This is a genomic window from Flavobacterium alkalisoli (assembly GCF_008000935.1).
GTDB lineage: Bacteria > Bacteroidota > Bacteroidia > Flavobacteriales > Flavobacteriaceae > Flavobacterium > Flavobacterium alkalisoli.
Map to the genome: position 1 here is coordinate 863,883 of NZ_CP042831.1, position 15,082 is coordinate 878,964.

Below are 15,082 nucleotides of genomic sequence, written 5' to 3' on the forward strand. Positions count from 1 at the left end.
GGATGAGGCATAAGTTTAAGATAGGTAAATGGTCATTAAGGGTAAGGATTTTCCTTTCCATGATATTTGTTACCCTTATCGCCTCTTTACTTATCGCCGCAGTTTCCATATACCAGTTTGGCAAGGAAGCCAAGGAATACCATGAGGACAGGCTGGAAAGAAAGGAAAATGCCATAAAAGAGCATATCAATTATATCCTTTCTACTACTACTTACCCGCTTTCAACAGAAAACCTTCCATTGATTTTCAGGGAAAGGATACACGAACTGGCAAACATCCACGGACTTGAGGTAAACATATACGATCTTAACGGACATCTGCTTAAATCCTCTAAAGCCGCCTTCTCGGTAGATACCATAAATAACAATATCCCTCCAAGCATACTTAGGGTACTTCGCAGTACGGCAGAAAAACGCTATGTAGACCTAAAAACCGAAGACGGGCAAAAGTTCCGTTCCTCATACAGCTACCTTAAGGATACCAAGTTTAAACCTTTGGGGATACTTAACTTGCCTTACATAAAAGACGAAGGGTATTATGAAAAGGAGCAGCGTAACTTTTTTATGCGCTTCGGCCAGGTATACTCTTTCATGCTGCTTATTTCCATTATTGTAGCCTATTTCCTTTCCAGCTATATTACAAAATCACTTAAGTCAATTAGTGAACGGATTGCCGAAATACGCCTTAGTCAGATCAATCAGAAGATTGAAATGCACGATTCCCCTCAGGAAATCAATCAGCTGGTGCGGTCGTACAACGCATTGGTAGACGATCTGGACGACAGTGCCGCAAAACTGGCACAAAGCGAAAGGGAACAGGCATGGCGCGAAATGGCAAAACAGGTAGCACACGAAATTAAGAATCCGCTTACGCCAATGCGACTTACCGTACAAAGCTTTCAGCGTAAGTTTGATCCTAACGATCCTGATATAAATAAAAAGCTGGATGAATTTTCCAAAACCCTTATCCAGCAGATTGACACCATGAGCTCTGTAGCTTCGGCATTCTCCAGCTTTGCTTCCATGCCGGCACAGCAAAACGAAAACATCAATATCGTTAAGATTGTTCAGCTTGCACTGGAAATCTTTAATGAAGGGTTTATTACCTTTAGTGCCGAAGAGCAAAGCATTATTACCCGAATGGACCGTACCCAACTGATCCGTATTATTACCAATCTGGTTAAAAATGCCATTCAGGCTATCCCTTCTACCCATCCTGAACCTTTAGTGGAAGTAAGTGTTTACCGTGAAGGAAATTCTGTAAAGATTAAGGTAAGGGATAACGGAAAGGGAATTAGCGTAGAAAACAAAAATCGTATTTTTGAGCCTAAGTTTACCACTAAAAGCAGTGGTATGGGACTAGGCCTGGGAATTATAAAGAATATCGTGGAAAATTATCACGGAACAATTACTTTTGAAAGCGAATTGGGCCATGGCACAGAATTCCTGGTTTCGTTGCCGATTACCGATTCTGATTTACCTCCTAAAGAAACAGACAATAACTAAAATAAAATCTCATGAACTACGAAAATATTTTAGCAGAACAGGATAATGGTCTTGCGGTTATTACCATAAACAGGCCATCTAAACTTAATGCCCTTAACAAAGCAACCATACTGGAACTACACGAAGCTTTTAAAGCTCTTGATGCCGATAAGAATGTAAAAGTTATTATTGTTACCGGTAGCGGTGAAAAAGCTTTTGTTGCAGGTGCAGATATTTCTGAATTTGCCGACTTTAATGTAACTCAGGGTGGTGAGCTTGCTGCAAAAGGACAGGAGCTTTTATTTGATTTTGTACAAAACCTGTCTACTCCGGTTATTGCTGCGGTAAACGGTTTTGCACTTGGCGGAGGACTTGAGCTTGCTATGGCAGCACACTTTAGGGTAGCTTCAGATAATGCAAAAATGGGATTACCGGAAGTATCTCTTGGTGTAATACCGGGATATGGCGGTACACAACGCTTACCTCAGCTTGTAGGTAAAGGCCGTGCTATGGAAATGATTATGACTGCCGGTATGATAGGCGCTGAAGACGCAAAAGCATACGGACTTGTAAACCATGTAGTGGCACAGGCAGAGCTACTTGATTTTTGTAAAGGTATCGCATCTAAAATAATGAAGAACTCTCCTGTGGCTATTTCGGCTGCAATCAGGGCTATTAATGCCAACTATGAAGATGGCGTTAACGGTTATGATGCTGAAATAAAAGCTTTTGGTGAAGCCTTTGGTACCGAAGATTTTAAAGAGGGTACCACAGCATTCCTTGAAAAAAGAAAAGCTGAATTTCCCGGAAAATAATATTAGATAAAAAAAAGCCACTCAATGAGTGGCTTTTTTTATTCTTTATGAACATCCTTAAACCTGAGCATATCAAAAAGGCGTTGCTCCTTTTCGTTATCAAAACCGCAGGATGTTTTAAACTCTTTTGGATTTTCATACGTTCCAAACAGCATGTCCCACCAAACTATATCGCCATAATTATTAGTATGCTTGTTGTATTCATGGTGAATGCGATGCATTTCAGGTCGCTGAAAAATATAGCCAATCCACTGCGGAGTCTTAATATTGGTATGATAGAAAAATTCTCCTAAGGCAGTGCATACCGTATAAATTCCCGCTGCCTCAAGGCTTAACCCTAAAAGCGTATAAACCAGTAAGCTTCCTATAATCGAGTTTACAACCATTTCCAGCGGATGCTTGTAAAAAGACGTTATCACCTCTATACGCTGAGGGCTGTGGTGTATCTGATGAAAATGAGTCCACAAAAAATCAATACGATGTCTCCACCTGTGCCACCAGTAAAATATTAAAGTAGCTATAAAATAGGCTATAATTCCCCCTAAGGCAGGAGAAACATGATTTGAAAGATGAAAAATGGAATAAGAAGAAAGCCATTTCTCCCAACTGATTCCAGCAAGCAATACGACCCCCAACTGTACAAAGTTAACACCCAGTACCCTGATAGTCCAGGTAGGTACCTGAGGCAGTTTCCACCCCAGGTTCAGTCTTTCTATTATAAAGCAAACTGCAAAGGAAATAAATATAATGGTTAGCATAAACCCTGATTTACATTAATGAAAATATTTGCCAGAACAACAAAAATCCTGAAACAATTACCAATACAAGCGAAAGTGTTTTTAGAAACCCAGCGCTTATGGAGTTGGCAAAAACAGCTACAGAAACAGCAAGCATACCACAATTGATAAACGTAAGGGTATACTGCCCCCTAAGGCTTACAGGAAAGTGAGACCGGTAGGCCTGTTTTATGGTTTCAAAATCTTCATATCGGGCACAGGCCCTAAACCATAAGATCATATTGGTCATGGTGGCAAGTAGGCATACCAGTCCAAGACTATAGAGAATTATTTTTACTGTATTTTTCATAGTAGGATAATTAATGGTTAAAAAATCCCCGCAGCAGTAAGGTGTGTAAATTCGCCGCGGGGAAAGGCATCCGCTAAGCGTTTAAATTCTCTTTTTCAAATACTTTAAGGTCACGGGTATTTTTTTGCACAGCTATAGCCGCAAAAAGACTAAGGGTGAACGACATTCCGTAAAAACCCTTTTCACTCAGTTCCATATCGGCATTCCATAGCCCTATTATCAGTAACAGTATAGCCGCAAAAGTCGTAAACCAGCTAATGCTGTAATACAGGTCGGTTACGGGTATTCCTTCCAGTCTGTCCCTTACACTCTTTTGTACCGATACTACCGAGAATAATCCAAACAGCAGTATGGTAAAATAATATCCTTTTTCATTAAGCAGCATAGTATTAGCATTAAAAAGTCCTATACAAAAGGAAGCCATACCTATAATAAGCGCACACCACGATGCTCCTATAAAAGCATTACTCGGTTTAGATGCTGCCGTTGAAGTTTTATACAGTTTTTCATTTTTAAAGGTTTCGGTAACCTCTGTTGTTTTTAGCGAATCCATAATTTTTGGTTTTTGATTATGGAGCAAATCTCATATAAAACAACAGGCTGTAAAAGTCAATATCATTTAAAAACTGATGATATATTATGTATATTTATAGCAAATAAGATCAGATTATGAATGCACTTACCGATATTATATCCATCATGTCTTTAGATGATAAACAAGCATTTATAAAACATGTTAACAATAAGAACAAGCGGAAAGACACCCTTAACACCGACTTGTTTAAATTATTAATAACTGATGATATAAACATTAAGGATAAATTATATTCCGACGCAAAAAATGCAGGTGCCTACCATGCCCTGCGTAAAAGAATGTATGACAGCCTTATCGGTTTTATGGCAAACCGCAGCTTTGAAAACAACACCGGAGATGAGCATGAAATTACCCGCCTGCTTTTGGTAAGCCGTGTTTTTTTTGAGCATAAACTATACAGGGAAGCGTTTAAATGCCTTGCAAAAGCCGAAGCGCGTGCTATGGCAGGAGAGTATTTTTCTCTGCTAAACGAAATTTACCAGGTACAAATACAGTTTGCCCATTTTGACCCGCAGTTTAATCTTGATAAAGTACTAAAGAATTTTACCCAAAACAGTAAGAGGCTACGCAACGAAGAACAGCTTAACCTTGCTTATGCTGTAATGCGAAGGGAACTAATGGATATTTACCATAAGGGAAAAGTTACCGATGTACAGCAACTGATAACCAATACCATGAAATCCTTTGGTATTTCGTTACGGGAAGTGCTTACATTCAAGTCGCTGTACCAAATGCTGTTTATTGCAAACGAATATGCCTCCATTAACAGTAATTACAGCCTTGTGGAGACTTTTTTGGTAAAAGGATACCGTTTTATAATAGACAGGCAGGAGCTAGCCCAAAAGCATTTGTATTACCATATCTACATCCTATATTTTATGGCTAATATTCATTTTAGGAACAGAAGGTTTAGCGAATGCAGTGACTATTTAGACCTTATGTTTACCGAAATGCACAAACAGAATAAAAAATACTACAGCCGTTTTATAGGTCGCTATTACCTGTTGCTTATGCTTAACGAAAACTATAGCGGCAATGCGCAGGCGATACTTAACCTTATAGATAAAGCACAGACAGAAACCAAAAAAGCCGACCCTACCGATAAAAACGATCTGTTATTCTTTTATGTAACCTACTGGCTACAGCAAGACAATGCACGAGAAGCCCGAAGGTACATGCGCGAGTTTATTCATTCGGACAGTTGGTATGAGAAAAGGATGGGTATGGACTGGGCCATTAAACGAAGCCTGGTAGAAATTGTAATGCATGCAGAACTGGAAGATCCTGAACAGGCCCTTTACCGATTAAAGGGTTTTAAAAGGCGCTACAAAAAATACCTGACAGAAGTAAAAGAAGAAAGGGTTATTGCCTATACCTCATTAGTAGAAAAATTCATAACCGATAACACTATAATACATTCCAAAAGCTTTATACAACAGCTTAACCAACTAACACAGCAGGCCCTGGCAGAAAGCGGAGATGTTTTTGTATTAAGCTTTATAGGATGGCTATCTGCAAAGGTGAATAAAAAACCTGTTTACCCTGCCATTCTCAATTTAATAAACAATCATTTCTCCCCGTTCCATTCGGCATAGAACTGCGCAAGAAAATCTTCCATGTACCTGTGGCGCTGTTCGGCAAGATATTTACCGGTTTCGGTATTCATCCTGTCTTTAAGTAATAGCAGCTTCTCATAAAAATGGTTTATGGTTGGTGCGGTACTCGCCTTGTATTCCTCTTTGGTCATGGCTAGGTTCGGTTTTATTTGAGGGTCATACAAAGCCCTATTTTTAAAACCCCCATAATTAAATGTACGCGCTATGCCTATAGCTCCTAAAGCATCAAGCCTGTCGGCATCCTGAACAATATCGAGCTCCTTAGAATGGAACTTCTTTTCAAAATTACCTCCTTTAAAGGAAATGTTCTCAATAATGTTTACTACCTGTAATATTACCTCTTCAGGAACATTTTCATTTTCCATAAAGCGCCATGCCAGTGCCGGGCCTACCGTTTCATCACCATCATGAAACTTGCTGTCGGCTATATCATGAAGTAATGCTCCAAGCTGTACAATAAGCAGGTTACATTCCTCCCCTTTTGCAATAAGCAGGGCATTATTGTATACACGTTCTATATGAAACCAGTCATGCCCTCCTTCGGCATCCTTTAGTTGTTGTTTTACAAATGCTTTTGTTCTTTCAATAAGATTGCTCATTACTTTAACTTAAAAATTATTTTATTTTAAGAACCTGGTGTCCAGATACATAACTTGTAAATTCAATCCTGTCGTCAAATCTTTCCATCTCATAAGGAGGGTCTATAGGAACCTGATGGATACGGTCACCTTTAAATGTAACCGATTCGGCATCTAACTCGTCTATCACCAAAACAAAAGTTTCATATTTTTCAAAGCAGGGATAGCAAAAAGCCTTAGTGTGCCTTTTTAGTTTTCTTTTTTCAATATCTATAACACCCCATTGATAAACTGATCGGAAAAAGAGCATATTTGTTTCCTCAATAAAACAAAAATCATTTTCATCTATTTTTTCGGGCGCTTCAAACCATAAAAACTTTACAGTAACCCTATGGTTTTCAACTTCAATATTGGCTACAGAACAACCAACGGGTTCTCCCGGATTCTGTATTGCTTCGTGGCACAAAATATCTGCATTATCTGCTATAATATCAGAATCAAAATGCTCTACACTTATTTTTATGGATTTCATATTTACTTTAAAAGGACAGTAATTTAATAAAAAAAGCTGCCCTAAAGCAGCTTATATATTATTTAACCAATGCCGGTTGTACCCATTTAAAAATATGCGACTCTTCCGGTATTATAATTCTTTCAGATATTCTTGTCATCCTGTCCGGAAGCTTCATAAGGAAATCCCTTGCCTTCTCTGCTTCGGCAGTAAGTCCGTTTATTTTGTCAATCTGCCATTTTTCAATCAGTTTTCTAAGGATGTCAACATAGTCTAAAGCGGTATAAACCCCTATACGCTGTGCCGAATCTGAAAACTGCTCAAAAGCACTTCCTTTAGCATCACCAGACTCCCTTAGAAAATGTGCAGGCATGGTAATCTTAAGTTTCATCATGTGCTGGAAAGCCAACATCATTTCACTTGGGTCTACCTTAAAAATCCTGTCTACAAATTCGCTGTATGCCATGTGGTGACGCATTTCGTCTCCCGCGATAAGCTTACACATTTTAGACAGTTTGTTGTCTCCGTATTTCTTAGCCAGCTGCGCTACACGATTGTGCGAAATATATGTGGCAAGCTCCTGGAAACTTGTGTACACAAAGTTTTTATACGGATCCCTGTCGGTACCAATATCAAAACCATCGTTTATAAGGTGGTGGGTTGTCATTTCAACCTCACGCATATTTACCCTTCCGCTAAGGTATAGGTATTTATTAAGCAGGTCGCCATGGCGGTTTTCTTCACCTGTCCAGTGTCTTACCCATTTGCTCCAACCGTTACCCGGTCCTTCCTCAACCTGTTCTATACCCTCAACATCCATAAGCCATGACTCATAGGTAGGTAAAGCTTCCTCGGTAATGGTATCGCCTACCAGTACCACCCAAAAATCATATGGAAGATCTTTAGCAATTTCCCTAAGCTCCTTTAATTCTTCATAAAAGTTTTCTTTTTGGGAATCCGGCAGCATGTCAGATGGCTGCCATATTTTCTCTACCGGTATAAGATAGTTTTCCACAAAAGAATCAATGTTCTTTTCCAAAAAGTGCATTACTTCTATGCGGACATTTTTTATTGACATAATATTAATTTTTTATTCCTTGTACTACTGCGTTCTCTGTTCTCTCCATTACTTCTTCAAAAGGAATATTCTTTATGGCAAATGGTTCCTGTACTGTAAAAGTTAATCGGTTGCCTAATCCTAACGGGTACTGCCCGTATTGCACCATCTTCCACGAATTGTTGATGCTTATAGGTACAATATAAGCAGAAGGGGCGAATTTACAAAGGATTTTAAGACCGTTTTCCGAAAACTTCTTAGGGGCTCCCGTTTTACTTCGGGTACCCTCAGGAAAAATTACTGCCGAACGTGTATTCTTTTCGATGTAAGTGGCAATCTGTTTTATGGCAGGTAAGGCTTGCTTTGGGTCTTTTCTATCTATTAAAACGGAACCTCCGTGTCTTAAATTGTAAGACACGCTTGGTATTCCCTTTCCTAATTCTTTCTTACTGATGAATTTAGGGTGGAATTCTCTCATAAACCATATAATAGGCGGGATATCATGCATACTCTGGTGATTTGCCACTATAATAAGCGGTACCCCTGTCGGTATTTTTTCCCTACCTTCAATTTTATATGTTGTTCCTAAAAGGTGTGTACTTCTAACTAAGCATCCGTTTAATATATCTACGCTTTTTTTATGTGCCTGGTATCCAAACACGTTTAAACAAAACCACTGTATAGGATGAAATATAAGCAGTATAAGCAAAAAAACCAGATAGTAGATTATCGATAAAGGATATGACAGTATCTTGCCCATGTATGTTCTTAAAAATTCGCGTAAAAATACAGTCTTTTTAATTAATAATAAAAACATTTAGTATGTAAGCATACTATTGTAAAAAAGAAAGCCACGCAAAGGCGTGGCTTGAAACTTTTAAATAAGCTTTTATTAGCAAAACTCGTCGTAAGCATCTTTAAGGTTCTCTGCAATCATTTCTGCAGGGCGACCTTCAATATGATGACGCTCAAGCATATGCACAAGCTCACCATTTTTAAATAATGCCATACTTGGAGATGACGGAGGGAAAGGGAACATAAGTTCTCTTGCTGCATCTACAGCTTCCCTGTCTACACCTGCAAAAACCGTTACCAGTTTTGCCGGAGTTTTACCGTTGCTAAGGCTCATTTTTACACCCGGTCTTGCATTTCTTGCTGCACATCCGCAAACAGAGTTTACCACTACAAGTGTAGTTCCTTCTGTAGCGATTGCATCTTTTACTGCTTCTGGTGTATATAGTTCTTCAAAACCTGCCTCTGAAAGTTCAGCACGCATTGGTTTTACTAATTCTTCTGGATACATAAATTAGAATTCTTTAAAAATGTTACTTAAACAGGCTACAAAGATACGGATTTTTTAAGCAAAATCCGTTTTGTAAAAGTGTTAAGCTTTTCCTTTTGTATTATGCAGTAACTGATGATAAATTACCTGTCGCACCCTGTCTTTCAGGTCTTTTTTATCGTCAAGGGTAAGCCCTTTGGTCTCTATAAAATGATGCACCTTAGCCCTCATACGGCCGGGACTGCCGCTAAAGAAACTGAATGAGAATCGTTTTTTATTGTCGGCAAAGGTCATGGGCACCACAGGAATCTGGTGCTCTATAGCCAAACGGAAGGCTCCGTCCTTAAACTCATCAAGCAGGATATTTTCATCTTCAGGAACACCTCCTTCAGGAAAAATACAAATACTAAGCCCCTGGTTAAGCCTGTGCTGCGCGCGCTTAAATACCTCAAAACGGCTTTTTGAACTTTCCCTGTCTACCAGTATGCAGGTACGTTTATAGAAGAACCCGAATATAGGAATCTTAACCAGTTCTTTTTTTCCTACAAACACAAACGGGCTTTTAGATATAACCAGCATCAGCATAATGTCGGTCATAGAGGTATGGTTAGCTACCAGCATGTAGCTTTTACCTTTTTCCAGTTTTTGTTCGCGCTCTATCTTATAGTAAAAGCCCATCCCGAAAAGAATGATTTTTGCCCATAACCGTGCCATTATAAAAAACTGAGGATAGGTTTTCTCAGAAAGGATACTAAGTATAAGAAAAGGCGACATAATGATAATAGGAACACCCATAAGGACATAAAACCATATGCGCCATAGTGTCCAAAAAATCGCCTTTAGTATTTTCATGCTGTCAAATGTAAGAATTCAATCCCTATTTTTTCGCAAAACCTTTTACCTTTGTGTAAAATTTGAAAAGCATACCATGGCAAAAATATTAACCGGTATTCAAAGTACCGGAACACCGCATTTAGGCAACCTTTTAGGTGCTATTATACCAGCCATAGAAATGGCTAACAAACCAGAAAACGAATCGTTTTTATTTATTGCCGACCTGCACTCTGTTACACAGATAAAGGATGGCAAAACACTTCGTGAAAACACATACAGCGTGGCAGCCACATGGCTTGCCTTTGGCCTTGATATAAATAAAGTAATTTTTTACCGCCAGAGCGATGTACCTCAAACCGCAGAGCTTACATGGTACCTTAGCTGTTTTTTTCCTTTCCAGCGTTTAACACTGGCGCACTCCTTTAAGGACAAGGCCGACAGATTAGCCGATGTAAATGCCGGACTGTTTACTTACCCTATGCTTATGGCTGCAGATATATTATTATATGATGCAGAATTTGTACCAGTAGGAAAAGACCAGTTACAGCATATAGAGATTACACGCGATGTGGCTTCCCGATTCAATAGCCAGATGGGAGAAACTTTTGTATTACCGGAAGCAATTACAGGCGAGGAGACAAAAATCATTCCGGGTACTGACGGGGAGAAAATGAGTAAGTCCCGTAATAACATCATCAATATATTCCAGGAAGACAAACCGCTTAGAAAGCAGGTAATGTCTATTGAGACTGACAGCACACCGCTTGAAGATCCTAAAAACCCTGATACGTGTAATGTTTTTGCCATTTATAAACTATTGGCAACACCGGAACAAACTGAGCAAATGAGAGCAAACTACCTTGGGGGTAACTATGGTTACGGCCATGCCAAGCAGGCTTTATTTGAACTTATTGTTGAGAAGTTTAAAACCGAAAGGGAAAAGTATACTTACTACATGAACAACCTTGCAGAAGTAGACGCCCTTTTAAAAACAGGATCAGACAAAGCAGCTATCATAGCAAACGGTGTACTTAAAAGAGTACGCGAAAAGCTTGGATTCAACTAAAAAGCATCACAGCATTCAATATAAAAACAAGCCCGATAACTATTATCGGGCTTTTATATTTTTAGGGATTTCTCCTTCCGGTCGAAATGATAGGCAAATTGAATACTTATCAAATCGCTTCAAATAGTTTTCCCGGTAATGGCCTTATTACTCCTTTAAGTTCCATAGTAAGCAATAACGATGAAAGCTTAAATACCGGCATACCGCATTCTAATGCTATGATGTCCATAAGTTCTTTGCCGTTTTTCTGTAAAAAATCATATACTTTCTGTTCGTCATCCTCAAGGGTAACAAACAGCTGCTTTTGTATGGGAGCCACCTTTTTATCTTCAGTACTCCAGTTTAATATATAAAGCAGGTCAGCAGCATCGGTAAGCAAATGAGCCCTCTGGCTTTTAATAAGATTGTTACAGCCCATACTGTATTTATCGGTAACACGACCCGGTACGGCAAACACATCCCTGTTATAATCGTTAGCAATATTAGCCGTTATAAGCGAGCCTCCCTTATCGGCACTTTCTATAATTACCGTAGCTTCAGCCAACCCTGCCACAATACGGTTACGCTTTACAAAATTTTCCTTATCGGGGTTTGATGTACTCCAAAACTCTGTAAAGAAACCTCCGTTTTCCTCCATCTTTGCTACATACTTTTTATGTACCTTAGGGTATATCTGATTAAGCCCGTGTGCTACCACACCTATGGTTTGCAGGTTTTGTTCCATAGCCACCTGATGCGCAAAAATATCTACGCCATAAGCAAAACCGCTTATAATGACCGGATCCATCGGAGCAATATCCTCAATGAGTTTACGGCAAAAATCAGCTCCATAAGATGTCATTTGGCGGGTACCCACAATGCTTATTGTTTTTTTGCCTTCAAGGTTTATATTCCCCGAGCTGAAAAGCACCACCGGGCCATCAATACAATGCTTTAGCCTTTCAGGATAATCTGCATCCAGATAATAGGACGTTTTAATGCCGCTATCTTTTATAAACTTCATTTCGGCTTCGGCCAGCTTAAAAACTTCCTTATCCTGTAAACTTTTATATAAGATATCCCCTACACCCTCAATAGCCAGAACCTGCTGCCTTTTTGCTGAAAAAACGGCTTCGGCACTACCTAAATGGTTTATTAGTCTTTTTGCCACAATATCGCCCACACCCTCTATCTTAAGCAGGGCAAGCGTACTAAACAATTCGTTATCAGTCATTAATACTTTAAAATATTCTGAATAAAACCCGCCTCGACAATTGTTAATAAAAATTGTGAATAAAATTTTGCATTAGCGGTTGATTCGTTAAATTTGTTGTTATGATGATAGAGAAACACATATCAGCGCTACTATATCGTTACCAGTGCGTTATCGTTCCGGGCTTTGGTGCTTTTTTAACCGAAACCAGGTCAGCAAGCATAGATACGGACACTAATACGTTCTATCCACCTAAAAAGCTAATTTCTTTTAATGCGAATTTAAAGAATAATGACGGGCTTTTAGCGAATCATATCGCCTTACAGGAAAAAATTTCTTACAACGAAGCCGTAAGCGATATCGAGAAAATAGTAAAGCTATGGCTTGACGAGCTGCAAAATGGTGAGCGCCTTATACTTAAAAATATAGGTGACCTTGCTTACAACAGTGAGAGCAGCCTTGTGTTCTATCCTAACACACCGGTTAACTACCTTACCGATTCTTTTGGTCTTGGCAGCTTTACTTCTCCTGTAATTACACGTGAGGTACTTAAGGCAGAGGTAGAGGAGCTTGAGGAAGAAGTTCCGGTTATGTTTACTCCCGAAAGAAGAAAGAACTACTCTTTCCTTAAATATGCAGCTGTATTTATAACAGCTCTGTTTGCAGGAAGTGCAGGCTTTAAAGTATACTACGACAACAAAATAAACAAGGAAACCCGACTGGCAGAACAACACGTTCAGGAGCAGGTTAATCAGGAAATACAAACAGCAACGTTTTTTCTTGACCCTATGCCGGCAGTAAAGCTTACGGTAAAAGAAGAAACTGAAGAAAAGCTATACTACCATATTGTTGCTAATGCTTTCCGCAGTGAGGCTAATGCCGAAAAAGCACTACAGCAGCTTAGGGCAAAAGGCTTTAAAGCAAGAAAGCTGGACAAAAACAAATACGGGCTATATCCGGTTATTTACGGAAGCTACCCAACTTATGAGTCGGCACACGAAAATCTTAGTAAGATAAGAAAGGAAACCAATAAAGAAGCCTGGTTACTTGTAAAAGACCTATAAAAAACTAAACCCATGTTAATGCATGGGTTTTTTTATGATTCTGCACTATCTTTGCCAAAAATATTATTCAATGCAGGCAAAACACCCTTCTGACTCTATGTGCATTATGACCGATTTGGTCTTACCCGGAGAAACCAATCCGCTTAACAACCTTTTTGGTGGCGAACTGTTAGCACGAATGGACCGTGCGGCAAGTATAGCTGCGCGCAGGCATTCCAGAAGGATTGTTGTAACGGCATCGGTTAACCACGTTGCCTTTAACAGGTCTATTCCTTTAGGGAGTGTTGTTACTGTTGAAGCCAAGGTTTCCCGTACTTTTAAGACCTCTATGGAGATTTTTATTGATGTATGGACAGAAGACCGTGAATCGGGCACAAGAGCGAAAGCTAACGAAGCCATCTATACTTTTGTAGCTGTAGACGAAACAGGACGCCCTGTAGAAGTTCCAGCCATTGAGCCGGAAACAGAAATTGAAAAGCAACGTTTTGAAGCTGCACTAAGAAGAAAGCAGCTTAGCCTTGTACTGGCCGGAAAGCTTAGCCCACATGATGCCACCGAGCTGAAAGCGTTATTTATATAATATACTCTTTTCTCATTAAGAGAAAACAGAACATAAAAAAGCAGCTCTTAGAGCTGCTTTTTTTGTTTTATTTTTTATCGGTTAAGCCACTGCTGTGGATTTAGATAATCGGTATTTTGTGTCATAATAAACTTGATGACAGTTTCACCGGTTATTGGGTTGGTCCATAGAGTGCCCAGTTTTTGTCCCATTTTAACCTTGTCGCCAATGCTAACACTAACTGAACTCAGGTTGTAATAAAGTGTCAGGTAATTACCATGTTCAACTATTACAAATTTTCTCCCCCCGTTAATTTGGGATACCGAGTTTACCACTCCGTCAAATACTGCTTTGGCACTGGATCCTTTCTCAGTAGTAATTTCAATTCCGGTACTGTTCATCTCACTACTTGTCTTTACATCTGCACTTGTTGCCCTGTATTTACCAAAAGGAACTGAAACATATCCTTTATCTACCGGCCACGGCAACTGGCCTTTACTGGCCTTAAAGTTATCGGCTACTATCTTACCTTCTTTACTTAACTCAGCAAATTTGCTTGAAGATACATTAGTAGTGCTTTTGCCCTCAGCTTTGGCTTTTTTCTTATTAGCCTCTGCAATTGCTTTTCTAATAAGCTCGTCAATCTGGTTTTGAAGATCCCTTTCCTGCTTTTGCTTTTTCTTAATGTCAGCAGCATATTTCTTCTTATCCCTCTGGATAATCTTTACCAGCTTTTCATGTTCTTTCTTGTCGCCAACTAAATCTTCTTTTTGTTCTTTGGTTTCGGCAAGAAGCACTTCTTTCTCTTTTTTCTGACCATTAAGTTTTTGTATAAGCGCATCGAGCTCTGCCATTTTCTCCTTAATTTCCTCGGCCTGCATCTTCCTGAACTCACCATACTGTTTCATATACTGAACCCTTTTATAGGCCTGAAGAAAACTTTCAGAACTTAGTATAAACATAATACGGCTTTGTTCCGATCGGCTTTTGTATGCTTTTACTATGGTATTAGCATAATCTTCCTTAAGCACTTCAAGCTCTTTGTTTAGCTTGTTTACTTTTTTCTGATTAAGGTATATATCGTCACTAAGCAGCCTGCTTTGTTTTTGTATGGTACCAATAAGGTTTTCTGTAAGGCGTATTTTAACCTCACTTTCCTTTATTTGCCCTAAAACTGATTTCTCTTTTTTATCCTCCTTGTTAAGCAGGTTTTGAAATTCCTTTATCTCTTTCTGTATTTGCTTTTTTTGTTGTTCCAGCTTTTTCTGCTCGGCACTGGTTTGGCTCCAGCCTATAGTAGTGGTGCAAATAAGAAATAAAGTAAGAAGCGTTCTAATCATTTT

General features: G+C 39.2%; 17 protein-coding genes. 6 read left to right on the top strand and 11 right to left on the bottom strand.

Annotated features, from left to right (window positions below; all coding sequences use genetic code 11):
- Positions 1-2 precede the first annotated feature (2 nt).
- A complete protein-coding gene (locus FUA48_RS03725) occupies positions 3-1,505 on the top strand; it encodes a sensor histidine kinase (protein ID WP_240732541.1) in 1,503 nt (500 codons plus the stop codon).
- A gap of 11 nt (positions 1,506-1,516) precedes the next feature.
- Positions 1,517-2,299 carry an enoyl-CoA hydratase/isomerase family protein gene (locus tag FUA48_RS03730; protein ID WP_147582267.1) on the top strand — a complete coding sequence of 261 codons (783 nt, stop codon included), beginning with the start codon at positions 1,517-1,519 and terminating at the stop codon, positions 2,297-2,299.
- A gap of 38 nt (positions 2,300-2,337) precedes the next feature.
- Here FUA48_RS03730 and FUA48_RS03735 read toward each other — a convergent pair whose 3' ends face one another.
- The 3 genes from FUA48_RS03735 to yiaA form a co-directional block, all read right to left on the bottom strand.
- On the bottom strand, positions 2,338-3,057 hold the full coding sequence (locus FUA48_RS03735) for a sterol desaturase family protein (RefSeq protein ID WP_147582269.1): 720 nt from the start codon (positions 3,055-3,057) through the stop codon (positions 2,338-2,340).
- Between the two features lie 10 nt (positions 3,058-3,067).
- A complete protein-coding gene (locus FUA48_RS03740; protein ID WP_147582271.1) occupies positions 3,068-3,385 on the bottom strand; it encodes a hypothetical protein in 318 nt (105 codons plus the stop codon).
- 73 nt (positions 3,386-3,458) lie between these two features.
- Entirely contained in the window at positions 3,459-3,938 is a 480-nt protein-coding gene (gene yiaA, locus FUA48_RS03745) for an inner membrane protein YiaA (protein WP_147582273.1), read from the bottom strand.
- Positions 3,939-4,054: 116 nt separating this feature from the next.
- On the opposite strand from yiaA, the gene FUA48_RS03750 reads away from it, so the two are divergent.
- A complete protein-coding gene (locus tag FUA48_RS03750) occupies positions 4,055-5,575 on the top strand; it encodes a hypothetical protein (RefSeq protein ID WP_147582275.1) in 1,521 nt (506 codons plus the stop codon).
- Here FUA48_RS03750 and FUA48_RS03755 read toward each other — a convergent pair.
- The 6 genes from FUA48_RS03755 to FUA48_RS03780 form a co-directional block, all read right to left on the bottom strand.
- A complete protein-coding gene (locus tag FUA48_RS03755) occupies positions 5,548-6,195 on the bottom strand; it encodes an HD domain-containing protein (protein ID WP_147582277.1) in 648 nt (215 codons plus the stop codon). The two genes, FUA48_RS03750 and FUA48_RS03755, sit on opposite strands and share 28 nt — an antisense overlap.
- A gap of 16 nt (positions 6,196-6,211) precedes the next feature.
- A complete protein-coding gene (locus FUA48_RS03760; protein WP_147582279.1) occupies positions 6,212-6,706 on the bottom strand; it encodes a hypothetical protein in 495 nt (164 codons plus the stop codon).
- A 58-nt stretch (positions 6,707-6,764) separates the two neighbouring features.
- Positions 6,765-7,763 (bottom strand): acyl-ACP desaturase, encoded by a 999-nt coding sequence (locus FUA48_RS03765; protein ID WP_147582280.1) that lies wholly within the window; start codon positions 7,761-7,763, stop codon positions 6,765-6,767.
- Positions 7,764-7,767: 4 nt separating this feature from the next.
- Entirely contained in the window at positions 7,768-8,502 is a 735-nt protein-coding gene (locus tag FUA48_RS03770) for a lysophospholipid acyltransferase family protein (RefSeq protein WP_147582282.1), read from the bottom strand.
- A 132-nt stretch (positions 8,503-8,634) separates the two neighbouring features.
- Complete coding sequence (locus FUA48_RS03775; RefSeq protein WP_147582284.1) at positions 8,635-9,045, bottom strand: BrxA/BrxB family bacilliredoxin; 411 nt, start codon at positions 9,043-9,045, stop codon at positions 8,635-8,637.
- Between the two features lie 81 nt (positions 9,046-9,126).
- Positions 9,127-9,876 carry a lysophospholipid acyltransferase family protein gene (locus FUA48_RS03780; protein WP_147582286.1) on the bottom strand — a complete coding sequence of 250 codons (750 nt, stop codon included), beginning with the start codon at positions 9,874-9,876 and terminating at the stop codon, positions 9,127-9,129.
- Positions 9,877-9,952: 76 nt separating this feature from the next.
- Here FUA48_RS03780 and trpS point away from each other — a divergent pair, with 76 nt between their 5' ends.
- The gene (gene trpS / locus FUA48_RS03785) at positions 9,953-10,924 is read left to right on the top strand and encodes a tryptophan--tRNA ligase (protein ID WP_147582289.1); all 972 of its coding nucleotides are present in this window, start codon (positions 9,953-9,955) and stop codon (positions 10,922-10,924) included.
- 109 nt (positions 10,925-11,033) lie between these two features.
- Here trpS and dprA read toward each other — a convergent pair whose 3' ends face one another.
- Positions 11,034-12,137: a DNA-processing protein DprA gene (gene dprA / locus FUA48_RS03790; RefSeq protein ID WP_147582291.1), complete on the bottom strand. Its 1,104-nt coding sequence runs from the start codon at positions 12,135-12,137 to the stop codon at positions 11,034-11,036.
- A 101-nt stretch (positions 12,138-12,238) separates the two neighbouring features.
- Between dprA and FUA48_RS03795 the strand changes: the two genes are divergently transcribed.
- Both FUA48_RS03795 and FUA48_RS03800 read left to right on the top strand, forming a co-directional pair.
- Positions 12,239-13,180 (top strand): HU domain-containing protein, encoded by a 942-nt coding sequence (locus FUA48_RS03795; RefSeq protein WP_147582292.1) that lies wholly within the window; start codon positions 12,239-12,241, stop codon positions 13,178-13,180.
- Positions 13,181-13,250: 70 nt separating this feature from the next.
- Positions 13,251-13,760: an acyl-CoA thioesterase gene (locus FUA48_RS03800; RefSeq protein ID WP_147582294.1), complete on the top strand. Its 510-nt coding sequence runs from the start codon at positions 13,251-13,253 to the stop codon at positions 13,758-13,760.
- Between the two features lie 74 nt (positions 13,761-13,834).
- Here the strand turns inward: FUA48_RS03800 and FUA48_RS03805 are convergent, their stop codons facing one another.
- Positions 13,835-15,079 (bottom strand): murein hydrolase activator EnvC family protein, encoded by a 1,245-nt coding sequence (locus FUA48_RS03805; RefSeq protein ID WP_147582296.1) that lies wholly within the window; start codon positions 15,077-15,079, stop codon positions 13,835-13,837.
- Between the last annotated feature and the right edge of the window lie 3 nt (positions 15,080-15,082).